Here is a 23146-nt window from a genome sequence, read left to right as displayed (position 1 = left end):
TAGCAGCTTAGAGCCGAGCCGCAAATAGCTCGAAGGCGTCATTGATGGGCTGAATTTCGCATTAAATGCAGTGATTCGTAACCGATCTTTACCACTTCGGGGAAACCGGGGGTGCTATGCCTGCTGGCGACCAAGGTGCACAATGTTGCAATCTCCGGCACAAGGATTCGCCATGCGCCACGACACCTTCGTTCTCAATGCCAGCGACGGCCTGCCGCTGCACGTCAACCACTGGTACGGCGAAGCGCCGCCACGGGCCATGGTCATGCTCTCCCACGGCATGGCCGAGCACAGCCTGCGCTACGCACGCCTGGGCGAAGCTCTGGTAGCTGCGGGTTTCGCGCTCTACGCACTGGACCAGCGCGGCCATGGGCTCACCGCCGAACGTGGCACCCTGGGGCACTACGCTGACGAAGATGGCTGGAACAAAGTGGTGGGCGATCTATCGACCCTCAACCATCACATTCGCCAGCAGCACCCGCAAACGCCGATCTTCCTGCTCGGCCACAGCATGGGCAGTTACATCGGCATGGCCTATCTGCTGGGTCACAGCTGCAGCCTGCAGGGCGCCGTGCTCTCCGGCTCCAACTACCAGCCGGTGGCGCTGTACAAGGCCGCCAGGCTGATTGCCGGATTCGAGCGTTGGCGCCTGGGACCTAAGGGTCGCAGCAAGGTCATCGACTACCTCTCCTTCGGCTCCTTCAACAAGGCCTTCAAGCCCAACCGCACGGCCTTCGACTGGCTCAGCCGCGACCCGGCGGAAGTGGACAAGTACGTGACCGATCCCCTGTGCGGCTTCGTCTGCACCACACAGTTGTGGTGCGACCTGTTCGAAGGCCTGCAGCAGATCACGCCGGTGGAGAACCTGGCGCAGATCGATGCCGACCTGCCGCTGCTGGTGATCGGCGGCGAGTGTGATCCCATCAGTCAAGGCAAACGCCTGAAGCATCTGGCTGGCGCTCTGCGTGAGGCCGGCGTAAACGACGTGCAACTGAAGCTTTATCCCGAGGCCCGCCACGAGCTGCTCAACGAGAGCAATCGCGACGAGGTCACCACCCAACTGATCGAGTGGTTGCAACAGGCACTGCGCCACAGTCGACACCCCATCAAGGAGCCCTCATGAGTCAGGTCACCAATATCCCTTACGACGCTCTCAGCGTCGGCCAGCAAGCGGCCTTCGAGAAGACCGTTGAAGAGCGCGATGTACAGCTGTTCGCCGCCGTATCCGGCGACAACAACCCGGTGCATCTGGACGCGGCCTTCGCTGCCGAGACCATGTTCAAGGAGCGCATCGCCCACGGCATGTTCACCGGCGCGCTGATCAGCGCCGCCATCGCCTGCCGCCTGCCTGGCCCGGGCACCATCTACCTCGGCCAACAGCTCAAGTTCACCCGCCCGGTGAAGCTCGGCGACACCCTGACCGTGAAGCTGGAAGTGCTGGAAAAGCTGCCGAAGAACCGCGTGCGCATCGCCACCCGCGTGTTCAACCAGGACGGCAAGCAAGTGGTCGACGGCGAAGCCGAAGTACTCGCCCCGGCCAGCGAGCAGACCGTAACCATGCCGCCGATGCCGCAAGTCACCGTCAACTGATGCGCTGCAAGCTGGTGCGCGACCGCAGCGTCGCGCACCACTTTTGTTCTACACTCACAAACCTTGAGCGACCTGGCGCTACATAAGTGCGTTTCTTTGTGCACTTCGCACAAACCTCTTTGACCACCTTGCCAAGCCAGCCGCTGCGCTGATTTCTGGCACGTCCCCTGCTATCGCCAAGGCCTCCCCCCCTTCTCGGAGCCAGGTCCATGAGCAACGCCACCCCCGATAGCGATTACCCCCTGAGCGAGGTGCCCAACGGCGCGCGCAAGGGGCTGTTCTCCACCGCCATCCTGCTGTTCGGTTTCACCTTCTTTACCGCCACCATGTTCGCGGGCGGCAAGATCGGCATGGCCTTCGACTTCACCACCCTGCTCTGGGCAGCGGTGATCGGTAACCTGCTGCTCGGCCTGTACGCCGCGGTACTGGGTTTCATCGCCTGCCGCAGCGGCCTGAACTCGGTGCTGATGGGGCGCTTCTGCTTCGGCGAAGTGGGCAGCAAGCTGTCCGACATGCTGCTCGGCTTCACCCAGATCGGCTGGTACGCCTGGGGCACGGCGACCATCGCCATCGTACTGGTGAAGATTCTTGGCCTGCCCGAAGGCCTGACCATCCCGCTGATGGTGCTGTTCGGCTTCGGTTTCTGCCTGACCGCCTTCGTCGGCTACAAGGGCCTGGACCTGCTCTCGCGCGTCGCCGTACCGGCCATGCTGGTGCTGTTGGTGGCCTCGCTGTGGATCGCCACCCGTGATGTCGGCGGCCTGGCCGGCCTGCTGGCGGTCGAACCCAATGAGAGCATGAGCCTGAGCGTGGCCATCACCCTGGTGTTCGGCACCTTCGTCAGTGGCGCCACCCAGGCGACCAACTGGACCCGTTTCGCCAAGAGCGGCCGCATCGCGGTGCTGGCCAGCCTGTTCGGCTTCTTTATCGGCAACGGCCTGATGATCATCGCTGGTGCCTACGGCGCCATCGTCTACCAGCAACCGGACGTGGTCGAAGTGCTGGTGCTGCAGGGGCTGTCCATGGCCGCCGTGGTCATGCTGTTCCTCAATCTGTGGACCACCCAAGACAACACCATCTACAACTTCGCCGCAGCCGGCTGCAACCTGCTGCGCACCGGCAAGCGCAAGACCGTGACCCTGGTCGGCGCCGGCATCGGCACGCTGCTGGCCATTGGCGGCATGTATGAGATGCTGATTCCCTTCCTGATCCTGCTCGGCTCGATCATCCCGCCGATTGGCGGCGTGATCATGGCCGACTACTTCTACGGCCACCGCGCGCGCTACCCGAAACTGGCCGATGTGCGCCTGCCGGCGTTCAACTGGGTCGGCCTGGGTGCCTACCTGATTGGTGCGCTGAGCGCCTACTTCTCGCCCTGGGTCGCGCCGCTGGTGGGCATTGCCGTGGCGGCGGTGGCCTACGTCGTGCTGTTCGAGGCGAACAAGGCGCTGGCCGGCCGCCAGCAGGTAGCCGGCGCGTGAGCCTGACCGTCGCCGATGTACTGGCCCTGCCCGATCTGGCCAGCATGCACCTGCGTGCCGGCCGGGCCGGGCGCGACAATACTGTGCGCTGGCCCTACGTGGCCGAGAACGAAGGCATTGCCGACTGGGTGATGGGCGGCGAGCTGATTTTCGTCACTGGCATCAACCACCCGCGTGACGAAGCCAACCTGCTGCGCCTGGTGCGCGAGGGTCACGAGCGTGTGGTCGCCGGCATGGTCATCCTCACCGGCGCCGAGTTCATCCAGGCCATCCCGCCCAGCGTCATCGACGAGGCCGAGCGCCTTGGACTGCCACTGATCGAGCAGCCCTATGCGCTGAAGATGGTGGTGGTCACCCAGGCCATCGGCACCGCGCTGGTCCATGCGCAGCAGCTTGGCCGCTCGCGCCAGCACGTGCTGGAACAGGTGCTCGACGGCGATTACCAATCACTCGATGTGCTGTTGCAGCGCGGCGACAGCCTTGGCCTGGCGCTGCACCTGCCGCGCCAGGTGGCGCTGCTGCGCCTGGACGGCAGCGAGCAACTGTTCGGCGACCTGCCCGGCGAAGACGCCGAGCGCCAGCTGCAGAGCCGCCAGCAACTGCTGCAACGGCGCCTGGAGCAGAGCCTCGGCGAGCTTGGTGACGCGCTGCCGCTGGTCAGCCAGGGCCGCCACTGGATCGCCCTGCTGCCCTGCCCCGATGCCCACGCCGAGGCGCGCAATCGCCAGGCCATGACCGCACTGCTCGATGAGCTGCACCCAAAGCTCGGCCCACTGCGGCTGTTTCTCGGCCTCGGCAGCGCCGGTTGCGAGGCGCCGCGCTTCGCCCAGGGCCTGGGTGAAGCGCGCCAGGCGCTGGCCGTGGCGCAGCGCTTTCCCGAGCGCCTGGGCCTGTGCAGTTTCAACGAATTGGGCGTGCTGGAACTGCTCGGCGCGATACGCGATCGCAGCTTGCTCGACCGCTTCGTCGAGCGTGTGGTCGGCCCACTGATCCGCGACGACTCGCGCCACCAGCCGGTACTGATGCCGACACTGGAAGCCTGGTTCGCCGAGAACGGCAACCTGGCCCTCGCCGCGCAACGCCTGAACGTTCACCGCAATACCCTGAGCTACCGTCTACAGCGCATCGAAGCGCTGACCGGCTGCTCGTTCGACGATCCGCACGACCGCCTGAACATCAGCGTTGCGCTGTTGATCCGGCGCCTGTCGGCGCCTGCCTGAGAGGAACCCCGATGATCATCCACAATGCCCGCCTGCGTGGCCGCGACGGCCTTTACCGCATCACCCTGAGCGGCGACCAGATCGCTGCAATCGACGCCCAGACCGCCAGTGCTACCCCAGCCGCGGACGATCTCGACGCTGCCGGCAATCTCGTCGTGCCGCCCTTCGTCGAGCCGCATATCCACCTCGACGCCACCCTTACCGCCGGTGAGCCGGCCTGGAACATGAGTGGCACGTTGTTCGAGGGCATCGAACGCTGGGCCGAGCGCAAGGCGCTGGTCACCCATGAAGACACCAAGACCCGCGCCAGGAAGACCATCGACATGCTGGTCGACCACGGCATCCAGCACGTGCGCACCCATGTCGACGTCACTGACCCGACCCTGGCCGCACTCAAGGCCATGCTCGAAGTGCGCGAGGAAACCCGCCACCTGATCGACCTGCAGATCGTCGCCTTCCCGCAGGAGGGCATCGAGTCCTACGCCAATGGTCGCGCGCTGATGGAACAGGCCATCGAGCTGGGCGCCGACGTGGTCGGCGGCATCCCGCATTTCGAGAACACTCGCGACCAGGGCGTGTCGTCGATCAAGTTCCTCATGGATCTGGCCGAACGCACAGGCTGCCTGGTGGACGTGCATTGCGACGAGACCGACGACCCGCAGTCGCGCTTTCTCGAAGTGCTGGCCGAGGAAGCTCGCGTGCGCGGCATGGGCGCGCGGGTCACCGCCAGCCACACCACGGCCATGGGCTCCTATGACAACGCCTACTGCTCCAAGCTGTTCCGCCTGCTGAAGATGAGCGGCATCAGCTTCATCTCCTGCCCCACCGAAAGCATCCACCTGCAGGGCCGCTTCGACACCTACCCAAAACGCCGTGGCCTGACCCGCGTGGCGGAGATCGACCGCGCCGGGATGAACGTCTGCTTCGGCCAGGACTCCATCGTCGACCCCTGGTATCCGCTGGGCAACGGCAACATCCTGCGCATCCTCGAAGCGGGTTTGCACATCTGCCACATGCTCGGCTACGAAGACCTCAAGCGCAGCCTGGATCTGATCACCGACAACTCGGCGCGCGCGCTGAACCTGGGTGAAAGGTACGGTCTGGAAGTGGGTCGCCCGGCCAATCTACTGATCCTCTCGGCGCCGGACGATTACGAGATGGTGCGCAGCCAGGGCCATGCGCTGGTATCGGTGCGTCACGGCAAGGTGCTGATGCGCCGCACTCCGGCGCAGATCGAACGCGCCTGACGCTCAAATGTGGGAGGGGCTTCAGCCGCGATAACCTGTCAAGGGCGCGGCTAAAGCCACTCCTACACGCCCTACTTCTTCCGCATGCTGGGGCCATGCGTCGCTCAAGCCATCACTTGGGCACATCGCCCAGTTTGATCCCCCACAAACGGCAGAAGAGCAGACACGATAATCCTCATGCGAACAGCGACCGTGGGAGCGGCTTCAACCGCGATTACCCTTGAAGAGCTCGCGGCTGAAGCCGCTCCTACAAGTGCGAAAGCGCCCTACTCCACCCGCACGCTGGCAGTCATGCCAGCGCTCAGCACCAGGCTTTCGGGCACCTCATCGAGCTTGATACGCACCGGAATACGCTGCGCCAGGCGCACCCAGTTGAAGGTCGGTTCGACATCGGCCAGCAGTTGCCCGTCCGGGCTGGCGTTGCGGTCGGTGATGCCGCGACTGATGCTCGCCACCTCGCCACGAAGCTGCTGATCCCCCCCCATCAGCCACACCTGCACGGGCGCACCGACCTGAATGCGCGGCAGCTTGGTCTCCTCGAAATACGCCTGCACGTAGAACGACTGGGTATCGACCAGCGCCATCACGGCCTGCCCGGCCTTGGCGTAGTTGCCCTGCGCCAGCACCAGGTTGGTGATCTGTCCATCGCGCGGGGCATGCACTTCGCTGCGCGCCAGATTCAGCTCGGCCATATGCAGGTCGGCCTGCGCTTCGTGGTATTCGCTGCGCGCCATATCGGCGTTGATCTGCGCGTTCTCCAGCAGTTCGGCGCTGATTGCCTGGGCGCCCAGGCGCGAGCGCCGCGAGGCCTCGTGTTCGCGCAGGCTCAGTTGCTGGCGGCGAACGTCCACCACCGCCTTGGCCTTTTCCACCGCGGCCTGGTAACGCTCGCGGTCGATGCTCATCAGCAGATCACCCGCCTTGACCTGCTGGTTGTCGCGCACATTGAGCTCGACCACCCAGCCGGACACGTCCGGGGCGATGGTCACCACATCGGCGCGCACGCGGGCGTCTCGCGTCCAGGGCGAGTACATGTAGTGCTGCCAGATCCAGGAGCCGGCGAAGATCGCCGCCGCCACCATGACCAGGGTGATGCCGACTCGAATGGTCGAACGCATGCTTTCTCTCCTTAATGCGCCAGGACGGCGATTACCGCCGCCAGCACGCAGACATACAAGGCACAATCGAACAGAGCTTCGTGCCAGATCCAGCGCGACAGCCCGATACGCTGCAAGCTCAGGCGCAACACGCCGGTCAGCAACAGCGCCAATACCGCGTAGGCCGCCATCGGGCTGAGCAACACGCCGCCCAGCGACCATTCATGCAAGCCCATGTGCCCCTCCTCTTAGTTGGCACCATTGGCGCCAGCCGCTCTGCAGCTGCAACAGCGCCGCCTCGGCCAAACGCTTGTCGATACTCGGCGTGCAGGCGCGCAGGGCCTCCTGCAGCTCGGCCACAGGTCGGTTCAGGTCGTCTTCACGGCCGGGCGCGGGGCCATGCTCCAACGCCTCATCGAGACGCTCCAGAAACCGCCGCTGCGACCGTGCCAAGCCGGCATCGGCATTGGCCAGACACTTGCGCAGATGCAGCAGTTCATCACCCAGATCGAGACCAGCCACACCATCGTCCCAGCGACTGCGTGCTTGATCCGGACGCGCCGGATAATGCCGCGCAAGCTGAATCAGGCGATCAGCCATACGTCCGCCGAACCAGTTTTCCGCGCGCCCCAGATCTCGGCGGGTCAGGCGCCCGAGGTCGGTCAGGATCGCCTGCATCAGGCGCCGTCCGTGCCACACGGGGTTACGCAGCACCACCAACTTGAAGGCCATCACCGCACAACTCACGCCCACCAGCATGCTGAGAGCCTCATTGAGGAAGAACTCGACGTTGTAACCGACACCTGGCATGGGCAGACAGAGCACGATGAAATGCAGGCAGAACGAGGTCGAGGTAGCGGCCGTCGCCGGTTTGGCCATGCCCAGCACACCGAAGAACAGCGGTACACCGAGCACCATGCAGAGCATCACGAAACCATCGATCTGCGGCATCAGTATCTGCCCGACGAAAAACGCCACCGGCAGCGCATAGAAGATACCGCGCAGGAACATCATGCCGATCTGCGGTGCGACTTCGAGCCGGGCGAACAGGCTGCAGACCACACAGGCCAGGAGCAGCGCGCCGGTGGCATGCGTCCAGCCAGTGGCCAGCCAGAACCCGGCCAGGGTCAGGAACGTCAGCGCGCTGCGCGAGCCATAGACCAGGGCCGTCTGCCAGTCGTGGTGCCAGGACAAAGGGCGCGGCGCATCGGCCGGGGCCCTGCCCTCCTCGACCGCGAGCAGGGCGCGACTGGCATCCTCGACGCGTAACAGCAGCACCATCAGCCGCTCCAGGCACAACTGCTGGCCACCGCTCAACTCATCGTCCTGCGCCGCACTGCGCAGTTGTTCGACCAGCTCCAGCAGGCCCTGCGGTTGCGCCTGCTGCAGACGCTCATCCACCACCTGCAACCAGGGCGCGACAGCCTGCGCCTCGTCGCTGCTCAGCTGTCGCCACTGCCGCGCCACGCCACGCGCCAGACGCAACATGCCGAGCAGATCTCGACTCAGCACGCGCAACGCCACCGCACGCTGACGACCGCGCGCACCCTCGAACCAGGCATGCTCGCGCTGCGCATCCACGGCAACGATGCGCGCCAGCACCTCCAGCAAACCCTGCCGCGAGTCGGCTTCACCCGCCAGCGCCTGGCGCGAAGCCGCGACACCGGCCTGCCAGGCATCGCGCGCCTGCTGCGCCAGTTGTCGCTCGACCCGCTGCGGCCAGAGCAAGGCACTGCTCAGGGTCGCACAGATGATGCCCAGACTGATTTCCGTGCAGCGGGCGATCGCTTCGTCGAACACCACATGTGGCTTGCCGATGGCCGGCAAGGCAATGATCGCCACGGTATAACCAGCCAGCACAAAGGAGTACGACCAGGCGCTGCGCAGCATGGTCGAGGAAGCCGTGCACAGTGCCAGCCACAGGGCGAAGGCCAGCAGGAACAGTAGCGGCGCCTGGGCGAACAGCCCCATCATCACCACCGCCATGAAGGTGCCGACCAGGGTACCGAGCAACCGCGCCAGGCCCTTCTGCACCACCATGCCGGACAGCGGCTGGGCGACGATAAAAGCGGTCATCAGCGCCCACTGCGGCTGCTCCAGGCCGAAACGCAGCGCGCACCACAGCGCCAGACCACCGCCGAGCAGGGTCTTGATCGCGAATTGAACGGCTTGCGAGCTCGGCGCGAGAAACGCCAGCAAGGAATCACGCACGGTGGCTACCTGAAAGAATCTCAGCTCTGAACATAGCTGTAGCGATTGGGTTCCGCCTCCATGCGGAAAACGAATTATTAGCTAGCTAACTATATATGTCCAGAGGGTCGATCCGCCCAGATCAGCTGCACGCGACGGTCCAACGGGTTGCCGTCATCGATTTCGGGCAAAAAAAAGGGCGACCGAAGTCGCCCGAATTGCCTTGCGTGCCCAGTTAACTGGAAGGATCAGCTCTGCTTGCGCTTGTGAGCATCCTTCCAGATGAAGTAACCAACGCCCCCGAAGAACGCGACCATCAGAAGAACGGTGCCGACTCCGGCGAGAACCACTGTATCGACGAACATGGCTGCCTCCTGTTGTGCCTGTCTGTCTGGGATGGCTTCACGTTATCAGCGCGGGCGGCGGGAAAATTGATCTGGATCAATGGTCGGCGAGCAGGCGCGACCGGGTCAGGAGCAATACTGATCCAGGTCAAGAAATCGAGGGGGTACGAAGCTGGAGGCGCGGCCGAACGGCCGCTGCAGCGGGGGAATGCAGGCGCGCTCAGCGCTTCTTCGGCTTGCTCTTGGACTTCTTCTTGGCCTTGCCCAGCGGCAACACCTGCTCGAAGACCTGGCGCATCTCGTTGAGGCGCTTGTCGTTGAGGTCGTGGATGCGCTTGTCGCGCTCGGCGGCGAAGTCGATCAGCTTGTCGTCATTGCTCATAGCGGAAACCGGATCAGGCGAAAGGTCAGATTCAGGCGCGGTGCGCAGGCTTGGCGCGTCTTTGCCACTTGATGTTGCCAATGATGCTGGGTCGGCCCGCGCATGACCAGTAGCGAGCCATGCTCGAGCGTCAGCGAGTGCCCGATGCGCGTGCTGCCCACGCGGCGCAAATCGAAACGCCGGCTGCCGCCCAGGTTGAGCGAGGCGATCAGTGGATCACGCCCCAACTCCGGCTCGGCATCGCTGTGCCAGCCCATGGAATCCTGACCGTCGCGGTAATAGTTGAGCAGCACGGCGTTGAGCGGCTGCCCCACCTCGGCGATGACCCGCTGACGAATCTCGTCGAGCAGCGGCGTCCACGGCAGCGGCTGATGCACCTTGCCCGAATAGCGATAGCGTGCCTCTGCATCGCCGTACCAGGCGGTCAGCCGAGGGGTTCGGTGATAACGGCCATGGATGAACAGCTGCGGCTGCTGCCAGGGCGTCTGCTCGACCAGCGCCTGCAGCCAGCTGTCGGCGCACGCGGGCTCGACCCAGCTGGGCAGGTAATCCAGCTCGGCATCGGCGAGTGTGGGCAAGGGGTCGGCGAACAGCATGACGATCTACGAGAAAGAGAATGAAAGGAGTGTCTCAGACTTCCACATCCACCCAAAGCCCCTGTCTCGGCAGGTCACCCAGCGCTTCCTGCATCTCCTCCGGCTCGGCCTCGGCCAGTTGCTCGGGGGTATAGCCGCGCCGCTGGCGGCGGCGCTGTTCTTCGCGCAGCAGCTCCTCGGTTTCCTGCGGGTGACGTTTGTCCAGGCTCAGCGCACTTTCCTTGGCACTGCCCTCGGCAGGCGTCACCGGCGGAATCTCGGGCTTGGGCTTGACCACGTCCTGCGTGGCCGTGACCGGCACCAGGCTATGGGGGATCGGTGGCAGCATGAACAGCACCTCCTTTGGTCAGGCTGTCGGCCCCGCGAAACGCGACTTGAGGGCGCGCTCGCTACACTTTCGACTGACGGACACACCGATAGTGCCACGAGCGCTTTGGTGACGGCTCGGCATCCGTTACCATAGCCGGCTTTTTCACGCGGGAGACAGGCATGGCGCAGTATCAACCGGGGCAACGCTGGATCAGTGACAGCGAAGCGGAATTGGGTCTGGGAACTATCCTCGCCGAGGATGGCCGCCTGCTCACCGTGCTCTACCCGGCCACCGGCGAAACCCGTCAGTACGCCACGCGCAATGCCCCCCTGACCCGCGTGCGCTTCGCCCCGGGTGACGAGATCACCCATTTCGAGGGCTGGAAGCTCACCGTGCAGGAGGTCGAGGACATCGACGGCCTGATGGTCTACCACGGCCTCAATGCCCAGCATCAGCCGGTGACCATGCCGGAAACCCAGCTGTCGAACTTCATCCAGTTCCGCCTGGCCAGCGACCGCCTGTTCGCCGGCCAGATCGACCCGCTGGCCTGGTTCGCCCTGCGCTACCACAGCCTGGAACACAACAGTCGCCTGCTGCAGTCCTCGCTCTGGGGCCTTGGCGGTGTACGTGCCCAACCGATCGCCCACCAGTTGCATATCGCCCGCGAAGTGGCCGACCGCATCGCCCCGCGCGTACTGCTGGCCGACGAAGTGGGCCTGGGCAAGACCATCGAAGCCGGCCTGGTGATCCATCGCCAGCTGCTCTCCGGTCGCGCCAGCCGCGTGCTGATCCTGGTACCGGAAAACCTGCAGCACCAGTGGCTGGTGGAAATGCGCCGGCGCTTCAACCTCGACGTGGCCCTGTTCGACGCCGAACGCTTCATGGAAAGCGACGCCAGCAACCCCTTCGAGGACTGCCAGCTGGCGCTGGTCGCCCTGGAGTGGCTGAAGGACGACGAGAAGGCCCAGGACGCACTGTTCGCCGCCGGCTGGGACCTGCTGGTGGTCGACGAAGCGCACCACCTGGTGTGGCACCCGGAACAGGCCAGCCGCGAGTACAGCCTGGTCGAGCAACTGGCCGAAGTCATCCCCGGCGTACTGCTGCTCACCGCCACCCCCGAACAGCTCGGCCAGGACAGCCACTTCGCCCGTCTGCGCCTGCTCGACCCCAACCGTTTCCACGACCTGGAAGCCTTCCGCGCCGAAAGCAGCCAGTACCGTCCGGTCGCCGAAGCGGTGCAGGAGCTGCTCGACCAGGGCAAGCTCAGCGCCCAGGCGCGCGATGCCATCGGTGGTTTCCTCGGTGATGAAGGTCGCGAACTGCTCGAGGCCATCGATGGCGGTGACGAAGACGCGCGCGCGCGCCTGGTGCGCGAGCTGCTCGACCGCCACGGCACCGGCCGCCTGCTGTTCCGCAACACCCGCGCCGCGGTGCAGGGCTTCCCCGAGCGCGAGCTGCACCCCTACCCGCTGCCGAGCCCCGATGAATACCTGGAGCTACCGCTGGGCGAACACGCCGAGCTGTACCCGGAAGTCAGCTATCAGGCGCAGGAAGACATCGACGACGAACAACGCTGGTGGCGCATCGACCCGCGCGTCGAATGGCTGATCGACACCCTGAAGATGCTCAAGAAGTTCAAGGTGCTGGTGATCTGCGCCCACGCCGAGACCGCGCTGGACCTGGAAGATGCCCTGCGCGTGCGCTCCGGCATCCCGGCCACGGTGTTCCACGAGGGCATGAGCATCCTCGAACGTGATCGCGCCGCGGCCTACTTCGCCGACGAGGAATTCGGCGCGCAGGTGTTGATCTGCTCCGAGATCGGTTCCGAAGGTCGCAACTTCCAGTTCGCCCATCACCTGGTGCTGTTCGACCTGCCGGCCCACCCGGACCTGCTCGAGCAGCGCATCGGTCGTCTCGACCGTATCGGCCAGAAACACCGCATCCAGCTGCACGTGCCGTACCTGGAGAACAGCCCGCAAGAGCGCCTGTTCCAGTGGTACCACCAGGCGCTGAATGCCTTCCTCGCCACCTGCCCGACCGGCAACGCCCTGCAGCACCAGTTTGGCCCGCGCCTGTTGCCGATGCTGGAGAACGCCGACGACGGCGAGTGGCAGCAACTGGTCGACGAGGCCACCGCCGAGCGCATCCGCCTGGAAGGCGAGCTGCACAGCGGCCGTGACCGTCTGCTGGAACTGAACTCTGGCGGTGCCGGCGAAGGCGAGGCGCTGGTCGAGGCCATCCTCGAACAGGACGACCAGTTCACCCTGCCGATCTACATGGAAGAGCTGTTCAACGCCTTCGGCATCGACAGCGAAGACCACTCCGACAACGCCCTTATCCTGCGCCCCAGCGAGAAGATGCTGGACGCCAGCTTCCCCCTGGGCGACGACGAGGCGGTCACCGTCACCTACGACCGCGACCAGGCCCTGGCCCGCGAAGACATGCAGTTCCTCACCTGGGAGCACCCCATGGTGCAGGGCGGCATGGATCTGGTGCTGTCCGGCTCGATGGGCAACACCGCCGTGGCGCTGATCAAGAACAAGGCGCTCAAGCCCGGCACCGTGCTGCTCGAACTGCTCTACGTCAGTGAAGTGGTCGGCCCGCGCAAGCTGCAGCTGGGCCGCTTCCTGCCGCCGGCGGCGCTGCGCTGCCTGCTCGATGCCAACGGCAACGACCTGGCGGCGAAGGTCGGCTTCGAGACGCTCAACGACCAGCTCGAAAGCGTGCCGCGTGCCAGCGCCAACAAGTTCGTCCAGGCCCAGCGCGACGTGCTGGCCAAGCAGATCAACGATGCTGAAACCAAGATCCTGCCGCGCCATGTCGAGCGCGTGAGTGAGGCCAAGCGCCGCCTGATCGCCGAACTGGACGAGGAACTGGCGCGCCTGGTCGCCTTGCGCGCGGTCAACCCGAGTGTGCGTGACAGCGAGATCGAGGCCCTGCGCGAGCAACGCGAGCAGAGCCTGGCGATGTTCGACAAGGCCGCTCTGCGCCTGGAAGCGATCCGCATCCTGGTGGCGGGCTGACATAGCCTCAGCGTTCGTAAGGCGCAGCCGCGCTGCGCACCCTCGGTGCGCAGCGCGGTGCCTGCTACGGGCTACCCAACTCCTCCAGCCGCCGCTGCAGAAACTGCCGGTCAGCCCCCTGCTGCGCCAATGCCAGAGCCTGGCGGTAGGCTGCAATCGCCTGATCGTTGCGCCCCAGCCGCCGCAGCAGGTCGGCCCGTGCAGCATGCAGCAGGTGGTAAGCGTCCAGCTCGCCGCTGGCCAGCAAGCGCTCGATCTCCCTCAGCCCGACCTCCTCGCCCTCGTGCATGGCCAGGGCCACGGCGCGGTTGAGTTCGATCACAGGTGATGGATTCAGACGCAGCAGTTCGTCATACAGGCCGACGATCTGCGCCCAATCGGTTTGTTCCAGACTGGCGGCTTCGGCATGCACGGCGGCAATCGCTGCCTGCAGGCTGTAGGGGCCAAAACGCCGCGAATGCAGCGCCTGCAATACCAGGGCCTCGCCCTCGGCGATCAGCTCACGGCTCCACAGGCGGCGATCCTGAGCCTCCAGCAGAATCACTTCGCCATCGGCTGCGCTGCGCGCCGCACGACGCGACTCGTGCAGCAGCATCAGCGCCAGCAGGCCCTGCACCTCCGGCTCGGGCAGCAACTCCAGCAGCAAACGGCCGAGACGAATGGCTTCATCGGACAGCTGACTGCGCGTCAGTGAGTCGCCGGAGCTGGCGAAATAGCCTTCGTTGAAGACCAGATACACAACCCGCAACACCGCCTCCAGGCGCTCCGGCAGCTCGCTGCGCCCTGGCACCTCGTAAGGGATGCGCGCATCGCGAATCTTCGCCTTGGCGCGCACGATGCGCTGGGCCAGGGTCGAGGGGCTGGAGAGGAAGGCCCGGGCGATCTCCTCGGTGGTCAGGTCGCAGACCTCACGCAAGGTCAACGCCACCTGAGCATCGCTGGCCAGCGCCGGGTGACAGCAGGTGAAAATCAGGCGCAGACGGTCGTCCTCGAGCAGCTCGCCGTCTTCGATGCTGCGCTCGTCCGGCCACTCGGCCAGCTCATCCAGCGGCTGCAGGCGACGCTGCCGGCGCAGACTGTCGATGGCGCGAAAACGCCCGGCAGACACCAGCCAGGCACGTGGGTTGTCCGGCACGCCCTCGCGCGGCCACTGCTCGACCGCGCTGCGAAACGCCTCGTGCAGTGCCTCCTCGGCCAGGTCGAAATCGCCGAGCAGGCGAATCAGGGTGGCCAGCACCCGGCGCGACTCTTCGCGGTACAGCCGCTCGATCAGATCGGTGACAGGTGGCGATATCGACATGCGCTTCTCCTCGACGAACGCCTAAGTTGCCCAATACGACCGAAGACGTCGAGTGGCGGCACAATCCGTCACTCGATTTGGCACCCCTCGCATTGGCAGCCGTGCACTCACTGGGCATAGTCGCGCCATTCCAATAACGAAGGGAATCTTGTCATGCGTTGGTTGCTGCTCGGCCTGGCGGGTGCTGCGCTATTTCTCTACGGCCGGATCACCGGCGATGCGCAGCTCAGCCTGCTGACCAAGGGCATCCCGGTGATCGCCCTCTTGCTCTGGCTGCGCCAGGCACCGGCCGGCACCTACCGTCGCTGGATCGGCATCGGCCTGGTGTTTTCCCTGGCCGGCGACATTCTGCTGGATTGGCCGCAAGACCTGTTCGTGTTTGGCCTCGGCGCCTTCCTGCTCGGCCATCTGGCCTACCTGCGCGCCTACATCTCCGACAGCCGGCAACCAGCCCTGCCCGCCCTGCTGCTGGCGCTGATCGCCGGCGGCGCGATGTTCGCCATACTGGCCAGCAGTGGCCTGGGCGAGCTGCTGATTCCGGTGGCCTGCTACGCGACGGCGATCTGCCTGATGCTCTGGCGCGCCCTGGCCCGCATCGGCCACCCGCATCTGCAGCCCCGATCCACCTGGCTCGCCGCTGTTGGCGCGGCACTGTTCGTGCTCTCCGACAGCCTGATTGGCATCGACCGCTTCGTCGCCAGCTTCGACGCCGCGCCCTACGCCATCATCCTCACCTACTGGCTCGGCCAGTGGGGCATCGCTGCCTCGGCCTTCGAACGTAGCAACAGCGCCTGACTGTTGCGCCGCACTTGGCTAAAATGCCGGCCTTTTCCGCTACCCGTTGCGAACGCCGTGAGCCAAGAACCCGATCGCCTATTCGCCCAGCCTCTGCCCGAGGTGCCCGACTTCGTCTTCAACGAGGACGTGGTACGGGTGTTCCCCGACATGATCAAGCGCTCGGTGCCCGGCTACCCGACCATCGTCGAAAACATCGGCGTGCTCGCCGGCCAGTTCGCCCAGCCGCAGACCACCCTGTACGATCTCGGCGCCTCGCTCGGTGCGGTGACCCAGGCGCTGCGCCGCCACGTACGCGTCGATGGCTGTCAGGTGATCGCCGTGGACAACTCGCCGGCCATGGTCGCCCGCTGCAGCGAATACCTGCATGCCCAGGACGCCATGTTCCAGGAGCTGCTGCCGGTGCAGGTGATCGAGGCCGACATTCTCACCCTCGACCTGCAGCCCACCTCACTGGTGACGCTCAACTTCACCCTGCAATTCATTCCGCCGGAGCGGCGCCTGGAGCTGCTCACGCGCATTCGCCAGGCCCTGCTGCCCGCTGGCGCGCTGATCCTCTCGGAGAAGCTGCGCTTCGAGGACGCCGCCGAGCACGAATTGCTCACCGAGTTGCATGTCGCCTTCAAGCGCGCCAATGGCTACAGCGAACTGGAAATCGCCCAGAAACGCAGTGCCATCGAGAAAGTGATGCTGCCCGACAGCCTCCAGCAGCACCGCGAGCGCCTGCTGGCGGCCGGCTTCAGCAAAGTGCTGCCCTGGTTCCAGTGCCTGAACTTCGCCTCGCTGGTGGCCCTGCCATGATGCGCGATCTGGACCTCGACGCCCTGCAGGCGCAACTGACCGGTACCCCGCTGCAGGACTGGACATGCGAGCTGCCCGGGCAACTCGATGCCAAGCTGGCCATCGGTCACGGCGATCTGGCGCGCTGGTACGGCGCCGTCCAGGCACTGCCAGAGGTGCCGGTGAGCGAGGTGCAACTGGCTCAGCGCTTCGCCTTTGGCGGTGCCTGCGACGAGAGCACTCGCGCCCAGGTGAAAACCGCCCTGCAAGGCCTGATCCCCTGGCGCAAGGGCCCGTTCGAGCTGTTCGGCGTGCACATCGACACCGAATGGCGCTCGGACTGGAAATGGCAACGCGTCGCCCCGCACCTAGACCTGACCGGCAAGCGCATTCTCGATGTCGGTTGCGGCAACGGCTACTACATGTGGCGCATGCTTGGCGCAGGCGCAGACAGCGTGGTCGGCATCGACCCTAACTGGCTGTTCCTCTGCCAGTTCCTGGCCATGAAGCGCTACCTGCCGGAGCAACCGGTGTGGCACCTGCCACTGGCCTTCGAGGAACTGCCAGCCAAGCTGCAGGGCTTCGACACGGTGTTTTCCATGGGCGTGCTGTACCACCGTCGATCACCCATCGATCACCTGCTCGACCTCAAGGATGCCCTGGTCAAGGGTGGCGAACTGGTGCTGGAAACCCTGGTGGTCGAAGGCGATGCCGAGCAGGTGCTGGTGCCGGAAGACCGTTACGCGCAGATGCGCAACGTCTGGTTCCTGCCCTCGGTACCGGCGCTGGAGCGCTGGCTGCGCCGCGCCGGTTTCGAGGACGTGCGCTGCGTCGACGTCAGCACCACCTCGGTGGAGGAGCAACGCGCCACCGAGTGGATGCGCTTCCAGTCGCTGCCGGAGTTCCTCGACCCGGCGGACCATAGCCGCACCATCGAAGGCCTGCCGGCACCGACCCGCGCCGTGCTGGTGGCGCGCAAGCCGTAACCTTCAGCGCGGCCGGGTGCACCCGCCCTGCGGTCGCAGCCAACGTGCCCGCCGCTGTGCGATCGAGCGCAGCGGTTCACCCGCCCCCTGCGCGACCAAGCCACGGGCGCCGCCCAGGCGAATTCGGCCCTCGATGTCCTGTGCCAGCAGGCGGCGCATGCGGCGGCGCCAGAACCAGGCGCCGATCCAGTCGACGATGGCGTTCTGCAGATCCAGCGGCCACATGGCCGGCATGTAGAACTCGGGCATGACTGGACGCGTCTTGTCGTGATGATTCGAACTTTTCATGGCTTTTCCTCCCTCTGCACTGCCGGTCCGTACCGGGCTTGCGCTCAGAATGAAACGCGCCTATCGTTCAATCAAACGACAAATACCAAACAATGAGTTAAGAAATATTTAACGATTATGAACGCGCCAGCTCCCTCCGTCTTGCCGCTTCTCGAAAGCGATGTACTGCGCACCTTCGTCGCCATCGCCGACAGCGGCAGCTTTACTCGCACGGCTGCACAGGTGTTTCGCAGCACGGCGGCCATCAGCCTGCAGATCAAGCGCCTGGAGGAAACCCTCGGCCAGCGCCTGTTCACCCGTGAGGCCAGGCGTGTGCAACTGACCTCCGAGGGCGAGATGCTGCTGGGTTACGCCAGGCGCCTGCTAAAGCTCAACGAAGAAGCGGTATCCCGCTTTCTGACCCCCGCACTGACCGGCCGCGTGCGCTTTGGTACACCGAACGATATCGGCGACCGCGTGCTGCCCGGCGTATTGACCCTGTTCGCCCGCAGCCATCCGGCCGTGGAGGTCGAGGTTAACGTCGGACGCAGCGTGGAGCTGGTGGCCAAGCTGGATGCCGGCGAGCTGGATCTGACCTTGATCAACGCCGGCAACGATGGTCTGGACGACTCGCGCGGCGAAATCATCTATACCGAGGAACTGGTCTGGGCTGGACGTGAAGGAGGCCTGGCCATACAGCGTTCGCCCTTGCCGCTGGCCCTGGCCAGCCCTGGTTGCCCCTGGCGGCGAACGGCACTCGATGCACTGGATCGGCAAGGCATGAACTACCGTATCGCCTATTCCTGCGAACAGTGTGCCGGCCAGGAAGCGGCGATGACCGCAGACCTGGCCATCGCCCCCTTCCCGCGCAGCCTGGTCAAACCACCGCTACGCCGCCTGAGTGCCGAGCACGGCTTGCCACCACTGGGCAATTACCATATCAAGCTGATTCGCGGTCACTCGAGCAACGATGCCATCACGGCGCTCGCCACGCAGATGATCCAGGCCTTCGCGCAAGGCTAAGTAGGGGTGCGCCGTGCGCACCGGGAATACCGCGGTGCCTGCTTGGTGCGCGCAGCACAGCCTACGAGAAGTCAGCGTCCGAGCGAGAGTTGATCGGCGACATAACGTTATGCGGCGCAGTGCGCGCCTGCCATTAGCCGCGTTCGGCCGCTGCGACGATCAGCGCCTTCATCTCCGCCACCGCCTGCTTGAAGCCAACGAACAAGGCGTGGGAAACCAGCGCATGACCAATGTTCAGCTCGTTGATACCCATGATCGCCGCCACTGCCTCGACATTGTGGTAGTGCAGGCCATGGCCGGCGTTGACGATCAGGCCATGGTTCAGACCGCAGATGACGCCATCACGAATGCGCGCCAGCTCCTGCGCCGCCTCCTCTGCCGTATGAGCATCGGCGTAGCGCCCGGTGTGCAGCTCAATGGCAGGGGCGCCGACACGCATGGCCGCCTCGATCTGGCGCTCCTCGGCGTCGATGAACAAGGAAACTTCGCAACCGGCCAGTGACAGACGCTCCACCGCCGCGGCAATGCGCGCCTCCTGCCCGGCCACGTCCAGGCCGCCTTCGGTGGTCAGCTCCTGGCGGGTTTCCGGCACCAGGCAGACATGCGCAGGACGGATCTGCTCGGCGAAACCGAGCATGAAATCGGTCACGCCCATCTCGAAGTTCATCCGCGTCTGCAGTACGTCGGCCAGCACGCGCACATCGCGATCCTGAATGTGCCGGCGGTCTTCGCGCAGGTGCACGGTGATGCCATCTGCGCCGGCCTCTTCGGCGTCCAGCGCGGCCTTGACCGGGTCCGGGTAGCGCGTGCCGCGAGCCTGGCGCAGGGTGGCGACGTGGTCGATGTTCACGCCGAGCAGAATACGATTGGCCTCAGTCACGCTTGGACTCCTTGAGCGTCATGAAAAGTTCGCGGCTGACCAAGGGTCTGCCGCCGAGATGGGGTGCCAGTGCCTGGCGCATCAGGCGCTTGGCCGCAGCCAGCGCGCCCGGCGTCTGCCAGTCGGCTTCGGCCATGGCCAGCAGTTCCCGGCCTTGGAAAACGCCGGGCTGCAGTTGTATCACCGGCACCAGGCCGATGTCCTGCTGCCAGCGATACAGTGCCGTTGGGTCGATGGGCTGATCATGCTGGTCACGATCCAGGGCGAAACCATAGCCCAGCTCGTCCAGCAGGCGCCATTCGAATGCACGCAGCAATGGCTCAAGTGGCCGACCGGCGGCCAGCGCCTGCAAGGTGAGGCCATAGTGCTCGAGCATCAGCGGATGGGGATCCTCGACCGGCAGCAGGCGGATCAGCAGTTCATTGAGATAGAGTCCGGAAAACAGCGCCTCACCACTCAGCAGTAGCGGGATACCGGCGCTTTCCAGACGGCCGACGGTCTTCAGTTCACCACGCCCGCGCAGTTCCAGTTCAAGCGGCGCGAACGGCCGGGCAATACTGCCGACCTTGCCGCGCGCGGCGCGCAGCACCGCGCGCAAACGCCCCTGCGTGGTGAAGAAGTCCACCAGGGCGCTGCTTTCCTTGTAGGGGCGGCTATGCAGTACGTAGGCGGCGTGAGTCATGAAGATGGCAACCGCCTGGAGAAGGTCATGAGAAGGTGCGCGAAGCGAACCCTACAGATCCAGATAACCCAGTGAACGCAGGGCGCGCTCGTCATCGGACCAGCCGCCTTTGACCTTGACCCAGAGGTTGAGCATCACCTTGGAGTCGAACATGGTCTCCATGTCCTTGCGCGCGTCCTGGCCGATGCGTTTGATGCGCTCGCCCTTGTCGCCGATGATGATCTTCTTCTGCCCGTCGCGCTCCACCAGGATCAGGCCGTGGATGTGCAGGATGCGACCTTCCTGCTTGAATTCCTCGATCTCCACGGTGATCTGGTACGGCAACTCGGCTCCGAGCTGGCGCATGATCTTTTCGCGAATCAGCTCGGCAGCCAGGAAGCGGCTGGAGCGGTCGGTGATCTGATCTTCCGGATAGAAATGCTCGGACTCCGGCAGGTGCTCACCCACCAGTTTCTCCAGGGTATCGAGGTTCTGCCCCTGCAACGCGGAGATCGGCACGATCTCGGCCTGCGGCAGTTGCTCGGCCAGCCAGTTCAGGTGCGGCAGCAGCTCGCTCTTGTCTTCCAGGCGATCCGCCTTGTTCACCGCCAGCAGGATCGGGCACTTGACGTGCTGCACCTTCTCCAGCACCAGCTGATCCTCGTCGGTCCAGCGCATGCGGTCGACCACGAACACCACGACATCGACGTCCTTCAGCGCCGTGGTGGCGCTGCGGTTCATGTAGCGGTTGAGCGCCTTGTCATTGTGCTTGTGCAGACCAGGCGTATCGACGTAGACGGCCTGGATCTCGCCCTCGGTCTTGATCCCGAGCATATTGTGGCGGGTGGTCTGTGGCTTGCGCGAGGTGATCGCCAGCTTCTGCCCGAGGATGTGGTTGAGCAGCGTCGACTTGCCCACGTTGGGCCGGCCGACGATGGCGACGTAGCCGCAACGGGTCACAGGTGCATCAGTCATTGCCATTCTCCACCCCAAGGGCGATCAGTGCCGCAGCCGCAGCGACCTGCTCGGCGATACGCCGGCTGCCGCCCTGGCCCAGGGTCTTTTCATTGAGCAGGGACACCTGGCACTCGACCATGAAGGTTCGGCAGTGCGGGTCGCCCTGAACGTCCACCACCTCGTAACGAGGCAGCTCGCAGGCACGCGACTGGAGAAACTCCTGCAGACGCGTTTTCGGATCCTTGTTGGTGTCGACCAGGGTCAGGCCATTCAGCTCGCCGGTCAACCAGTCCAGCACACGCTCGCGCGCGGCATCCATACCGGCATCCAGATAGATGGCGCCGATCAGCGCTTCGAGCGCATCGGCCAGGATCGACTCGCGACGAAAACCGCCGCTTTTCAGTTCACCGGAGCCCAGGCGCAGGTATTCGCCCAGCTCGAAACCGCGCGCCAGAACGGCCAGCGTCTCGCCCTTGACCAGGCGTGCGCGCAGGCGCGACAACTGGCCTTCACGGGCCTGCGGGAAGCGCTCGAACAGCGCCTCACCGGCTACGAAGTTGAGGATGGCATCACCGAGAAATTCCAGCCGCTCATTGTTGCGGCCGGCGAAACTGCGATGGGTCAGAGCCAGGACCATCAGGTCCTGGTCCTTGAAGCTATAGCCGAGCTTGCGCTCGAGGCGGGACAGATTGGCAGTCACGGCATCCGTACACGAAATTCTTTGTCGAAATTCACCACCAGGTCGAGGTTCTCGATCAGTGGCTCGCGTTTTTCATATTTGAGGTGGACCAGAAATTCATTGTTCTCCACCTTGACCTGCAGAGCGTCGCGCATGTTCAGGTCACGAATGTTGTTGACCTGCATGCCCTTACTCACATGGTTGTAAAACTCACCAACGGTACGCACGTCCGCTGCCTTGTCGGTTTCCACCGAAGTGATGATCTTCTCCATGGACATGTAGTCCATGTAATGCGGCAGCACCTTGAACGCCGTACTGGCGAAGAACGCCACCACGGCCAGAACCACCAGCCAACCCAGAATCGAAAGCCCCTGCTGCGAGCGCGCGAAAGTCATGTGTATCCCCAATAGACGGTCTAGTTGAAGCCTTGCGGCGTAGACTATTTATAGCCTGCGGCGCTGTATTGAACAGCGCACCAGTGCTCAATGAATCAGGCCGACCCGAGAGAAATTGGGCAGATTGCTGGTCTTGGGCTCCGGCCAGCTCATCCAGATGGCGAAGGCCTTGCCGACGATATGATCGTCCGGGACCATGCCCCACAGCTCCTGAGGGATATGACGATCACGCCAGTAACGGCTGTCGTTGGAGTTGTCACGGTTGTCGCCCATCATGAAGTAGTGCCCTTCAGGCACCACCCATTGGCCGCCAGGGTCGCGGCGCATGCGGGTCATTTCCTTGCGGATGGTGTGCTCGACCTGACCCAGGCGCTCCTGATAGAGCGTCGCGCTGCCCAGGCTGCCAGGCTCTTCGCCGATCAGCTTCTCGGCGACCGGCTCACCATTGATCAACAGGCGCTTGCCCTGGGTGTACTCGATGCGATCACCCGGCAGACCGACCACGCGCTTGATGTAGTTGATGCTCGGATCGCTGGGGTAGCGGAACACCATGACATCGCCGCGCTGCGGGTTGTCCACCTCGATGATCTTCTGATCGATCACCGGCAGGCGAATGCCGTAGGCGAACTTGTTCACCAGAATGAAATCGCCCACTTCCAGGGTCGGCTTCATCGACCCGGAAGGAATCTGGAACGGCTCGACCAGGAACGAACGCAATACCAGCACGATGGCCAGTACCGGGAAGAAGGACTTGCCGTACTCGACCAGCAAGGGCTCCTTGCTCAGGCGCTCCAGCACCCGGTCGTCGGGATCGTCGACCCGCCCCTGGTACGCCGCAATCGCCGCACGGCGGCGCGGAGCCAGCAGAATCAGATCGATCAGGGCCAGGAAGCCGCAAACGGCGACCGCGATAACCAACAGAAGCGGGAAATTGATCGACATA

General features: G+C 64.6%; 25 protein-coding genes. 10 read left to right on the top strand and 15 right to left on the bottom strand.

Annotated elements, in window-relative coordinates; translation table 11 throughout:
- The first annotated feature begins 172 nt into the window (after positions 1–172).
- The 5 genes from PCLY_RS24130 (at position 173) to codA (ending at position 5538) form a co-directional block, all read left to right on the top strand.
- Positions 173–1123, top strand: coding sequence for an alpha/beta hydrolase (locus tag PCLY_RS24130; RefSeq protein WP_061243202.1), 951 nt, complete (start codon positions 173–175; stop codon positions 1121–1123).
- Entirely contained in the window at positions 1120–1590 is a 471-nt protein-coding gene (locus tag PCLY_RS24125) for a MaoC family dehydratase (RefSeq protein WP_061243199.1), read from the top strand. Before PCLY_RS24130 ends, PCLY_RS24125 begins: the two co-directional genes overlap by 4 nt.
- A 209-nt stretch (positions 1591–1799) precedes the next feature.
- A complete protein-coding gene (gene codB, locus PCLY_RS24120; RefSeq protein ID WP_061243197.1) occupies positions 1800–3071 on the top strand; it encodes a cytosine permease in 1272 nt (423 codons plus the stop codon).
- On the top strand, positions 3068–4291 hold the full coding sequence (locus PCLY_RS24115; RefSeq protein ID WP_061243195.1) for a PucR family transcriptional regulator: 1224 nt from the start codon (positions 3068–3070) through the stop codon (positions 4289–4291). Before codB ends, PCLY_RS24115 begins: the two co-directional genes overlap by 4 nt.
- 11 nt (positions 4292–4302) lie before the next feature.
- Positions 4303–5538 (top strand): cytosine deaminase, encoded by a 1236-nt coding sequence (gene codA / locus PCLY_RS24110; RefSeq protein ID WP_061243192.1) that lies wholly within the window; start codon positions 4303–4305, stop codon positions 5536–5538.
- 266 nt (positions 5539–5804) lie between these two features.
- Here codA and PCLY_RS24105 read toward each other — a convergent pair whose 3' ends face one another.
- The 7 genes from PCLY_RS24105 to PCLY_RS24085 all read right to left on the bottom strand — a co-directional run bounded on the left by PCLY_RS24105 (position 5805) and on the right by PCLY_RS24085 (position 10475).
- A complete protein-coding gene (locus PCLY_RS24105; protein ID WP_061243189.1) occupies positions 5805–6656 on the bottom strand; it encodes an efflux RND transporter periplasmic adaptor subunit in 852 nt (283 codons plus the stop codon).
- Positions 6657–6667: 11 nt separating this feature from the next.
- Entirely contained in the window at positions 6668–6871 is a 204-nt protein-coding gene (locus PCLY_RS24100) for a DUF1656 domain-containing protein (protein WP_041977832.1), read from the bottom strand.
- A complete protein-coding gene (locus PCLY_RS24095) occupies positions 6858–8846 on the bottom strand; it encodes an FUSC family protein (protein WP_061243187.1) in 1989 nt (662 codons plus the stop codon). The genes PCLY_RS24100 and PCLY_RS24095 overlap by 14 nt, the downstream gene beginning before the upstream one ends.
- Before the next feature lie 227 nt (positions 8847–9073).
- A complete protein-coding gene (ccoM, locus tag PCLY_RS25375) occupies positions 9074–9190 on the bottom strand; it encodes a cytochrome c oxidase subunit CcoM (RefSeq protein ID WP_017361612.1) in 117 nt (38 codons plus the stop codon).
- 199 nt (positions 9191–9389) lie between these two features.
- Positions 9390–9551, bottom strand: a complete 162-nt coding sequence (locus tag PCLY_RS25090; RefSeq protein WP_177323694.1) for a hypothetical protein — start codon at positions 9549–9551, stop codon at positions 9390–9392.
- On the bottom strand, positions 9548–10147 hold the full coding sequence (locus PCLY_RS24090) for an alpha-ketoglutarate-dependent dioxygenase AlkB family protein (protein ID WP_061243182.1): 600 nt from the start codon (positions 10145–10147) through the stop codon (positions 9548–9550). The genes PCLY_RS25090 and PCLY_RS24090 overlap by 4 nt, the downstream gene beginning before the upstream one ends.
- A 34-nt stretch (positions 10148–10181) precedes the next feature.
- A complete protein-coding gene (locus tag PCLY_RS24085) occupies positions 10182–10475 on the bottom strand; it encodes a hypothetical protein (protein WP_061243180.1) in 294 nt (97 codons plus the stop codon).
- A 161-nt stretch (positions 10476–10636) separates the two neighbouring features.
- Here PCLY_RS24085 and rapA point away from each other — a divergent pair, with 161 nt between their 5' ends.
- Positions 10637–13480, top strand: a complete 2844-nt coding sequence (rapA, locus tag PCLY_RS24080; RefSeq protein WP_061243177.1) for an RNA polymerase-associated protein RapA — start codon at positions 10637–10639, stop codon at positions 13478–13480.
- A gap of 64 nt (positions 13481–13544) precedes the next feature.
- Here rapA and PCLY_RS24075 read toward each other — a convergent pair whose 3' ends face one another.
- On the bottom strand, positions 13545–14780 hold the full coding sequence (locus PCLY_RS24075; RefSeq protein ID WP_061243174.1) for an RNA polymerase sigma factor: 1236 nt from the start codon (positions 14778–14780) through the stop codon (positions 13545–13547).
- Between the two features lie 153 nt (positions 14781–14933).
- On the opposite strand from PCLY_RS24075, the gene PCLY_RS24070 reads away from it, so the two are divergent.
- The 3 genes from PCLY_RS24070 to cmoB are packed head-to-tail and all read left to right on the top strand — an operon-like array spanning position 14934 to position 17341.
- A complete protein-coding gene (locus PCLY_RS24070) occupies positions 14934–15575 on the top strand; it encodes a lysoplasmalogenase (protein WP_061243171.1) in 642 nt (213 codons plus the stop codon).
- 57 nt (positions 15576–15632) lie between these two features.
- Positions 15633–16376: a carboxy-S-adenosyl-L-methionine synthase CmoA gene (gene cmoA / locus PCLY_RS24065; RefSeq protein ID WP_061243169.1), complete on the top strand. Its 744-nt coding sequence runs from the start codon at positions 15633–15635 to the stop codon at positions 16374–16376.
- Positions 16373–17341 carry a tRNA 5-methoxyuridine(34)/uridine 5-oxyacetic acid(34) synthase CmoB gene (gene cmoB, locus PCLY_RS24060; RefSeq protein WP_061243166.1) on the top strand — a complete coding sequence of 323 codons (969 nt, stop codon included), beginning with the start codon at positions 16373–16375 and terminating at the stop codon, positions 17339–17341. Before cmoA ends, cmoB begins: the two co-directional genes overlap by 4 nt.
- 3 nt (positions 17342–17344) lie before the next feature.
- Here the strand turns inward: cmoB and PCLY_RS24055 are convergent, their stop codons facing one another.
- On the bottom strand, positions 17345–17629 hold the full coding sequence (locus PCLY_RS24055; protein ID WP_061243163.1) for a hypothetical protein: 285 nt from the start codon (positions 17627–17629) through the stop codon (positions 17345–17347).
- A 117-nt stretch (positions 17630–17746) separates the two neighbouring features.
- Here PCLY_RS24055 and PCLY_RS24050 point away from each other — a divergent pair, with 117 nt between their 5' ends.
- Positions 17747–18631 (top strand): LysR substrate-binding domain-containing protein, encoded by an 885-nt coding sequence (locus tag PCLY_RS24050; protein ID WP_061243160.1) that lies wholly within the window; start codon positions 17747–17749, stop codon positions 18629–18631.
- A 133-nt stretch (positions 18632–18764) separates the two neighbouring features.
- On the opposite strand, the gene pdxJ is transcribed toward PCLY_RS24050, so the two are convergent.
- The 6 genes from pdxJ to lepB form a co-directional block, all read right to left on the bottom strand.
- Entirely contained in the window at positions 18765–19511 is a 747-nt protein-coding gene (pdxJ, locus tag PCLY_RS24045) for a pyridoxine 5'-phosphate synthase (RefSeq protein WP_061243158.1), read from the bottom strand.
- Positions 19504–20193, bottom strand: a complete 690-nt coding sequence (gene recO, locus PCLY_RS24040) for a DNA repair protein RecO (RefSeq protein ID WP_061243155.1) — start codon at positions 20191–20193, stop codon at positions 19504–19506. The genes pdxJ and recO overlap by 8 nt, the downstream gene beginning before the upstream one ends.
- A 51-nt stretch (positions 20194–20244) precedes the next feature.
- Positions 20245–21147: a GTPase Era gene (gene era, locus PCLY_RS24035; RefSeq protein WP_061243152.1), complete on the bottom strand. Its 903-nt coding sequence runs from the start codon at positions 21145–21147 to the stop codon at positions 20245–20247.
- Positions 21140–21829, bottom strand: a complete 690-nt coding sequence (rnc, locus tag PCLY_RS24030; protein ID WP_061243149.1) for a ribonuclease III — start codon at positions 21827–21829, stop codon at positions 21140–21142. The genes era and rnc overlap by 8 nt, the downstream gene beginning before the upstream one ends.
- Complete coding sequence (locus PCLY_RS24025; protein ID WP_061243146.1) at positions 21826–22203, bottom strand: DUF4845 domain-containing protein; 378 nt, start codon at positions 22201–22203, stop codon at positions 21826–21828. The genes rnc and PCLY_RS24025 overlap by 4 nt, the downstream gene beginning before the upstream one ends.
- A gap of 87 nt (positions 22204–22290) precedes the next feature.
- Positions 22291–23145, bottom strand: a complete 855-nt coding sequence (lepB, locus tag PCLY_RS24020) for a signal peptidase I (protein WP_061243143.1) — start codon at positions 23143–23145, stop codon at positions 22291–22293.
- Position 23146 lies beyond the last annotated feature (1 nt).

The organism is Ectopseudomonas composti, assembly GCF_001567565.1.
In the GTDB taxonomy this organism is placed as follows: Bacteria; Pseudomonadota; Gammaproteobacteria; order Pseudomonadales; family Pseudomonadaceae; genus Aquipseudomonas; species Aquipseudomonas composti_A.
The sequence above is the reverse complement of the archived record's forward strand: the minus strand, read 5'-3'. Positions and strand labels throughout refer to the sequence as shown.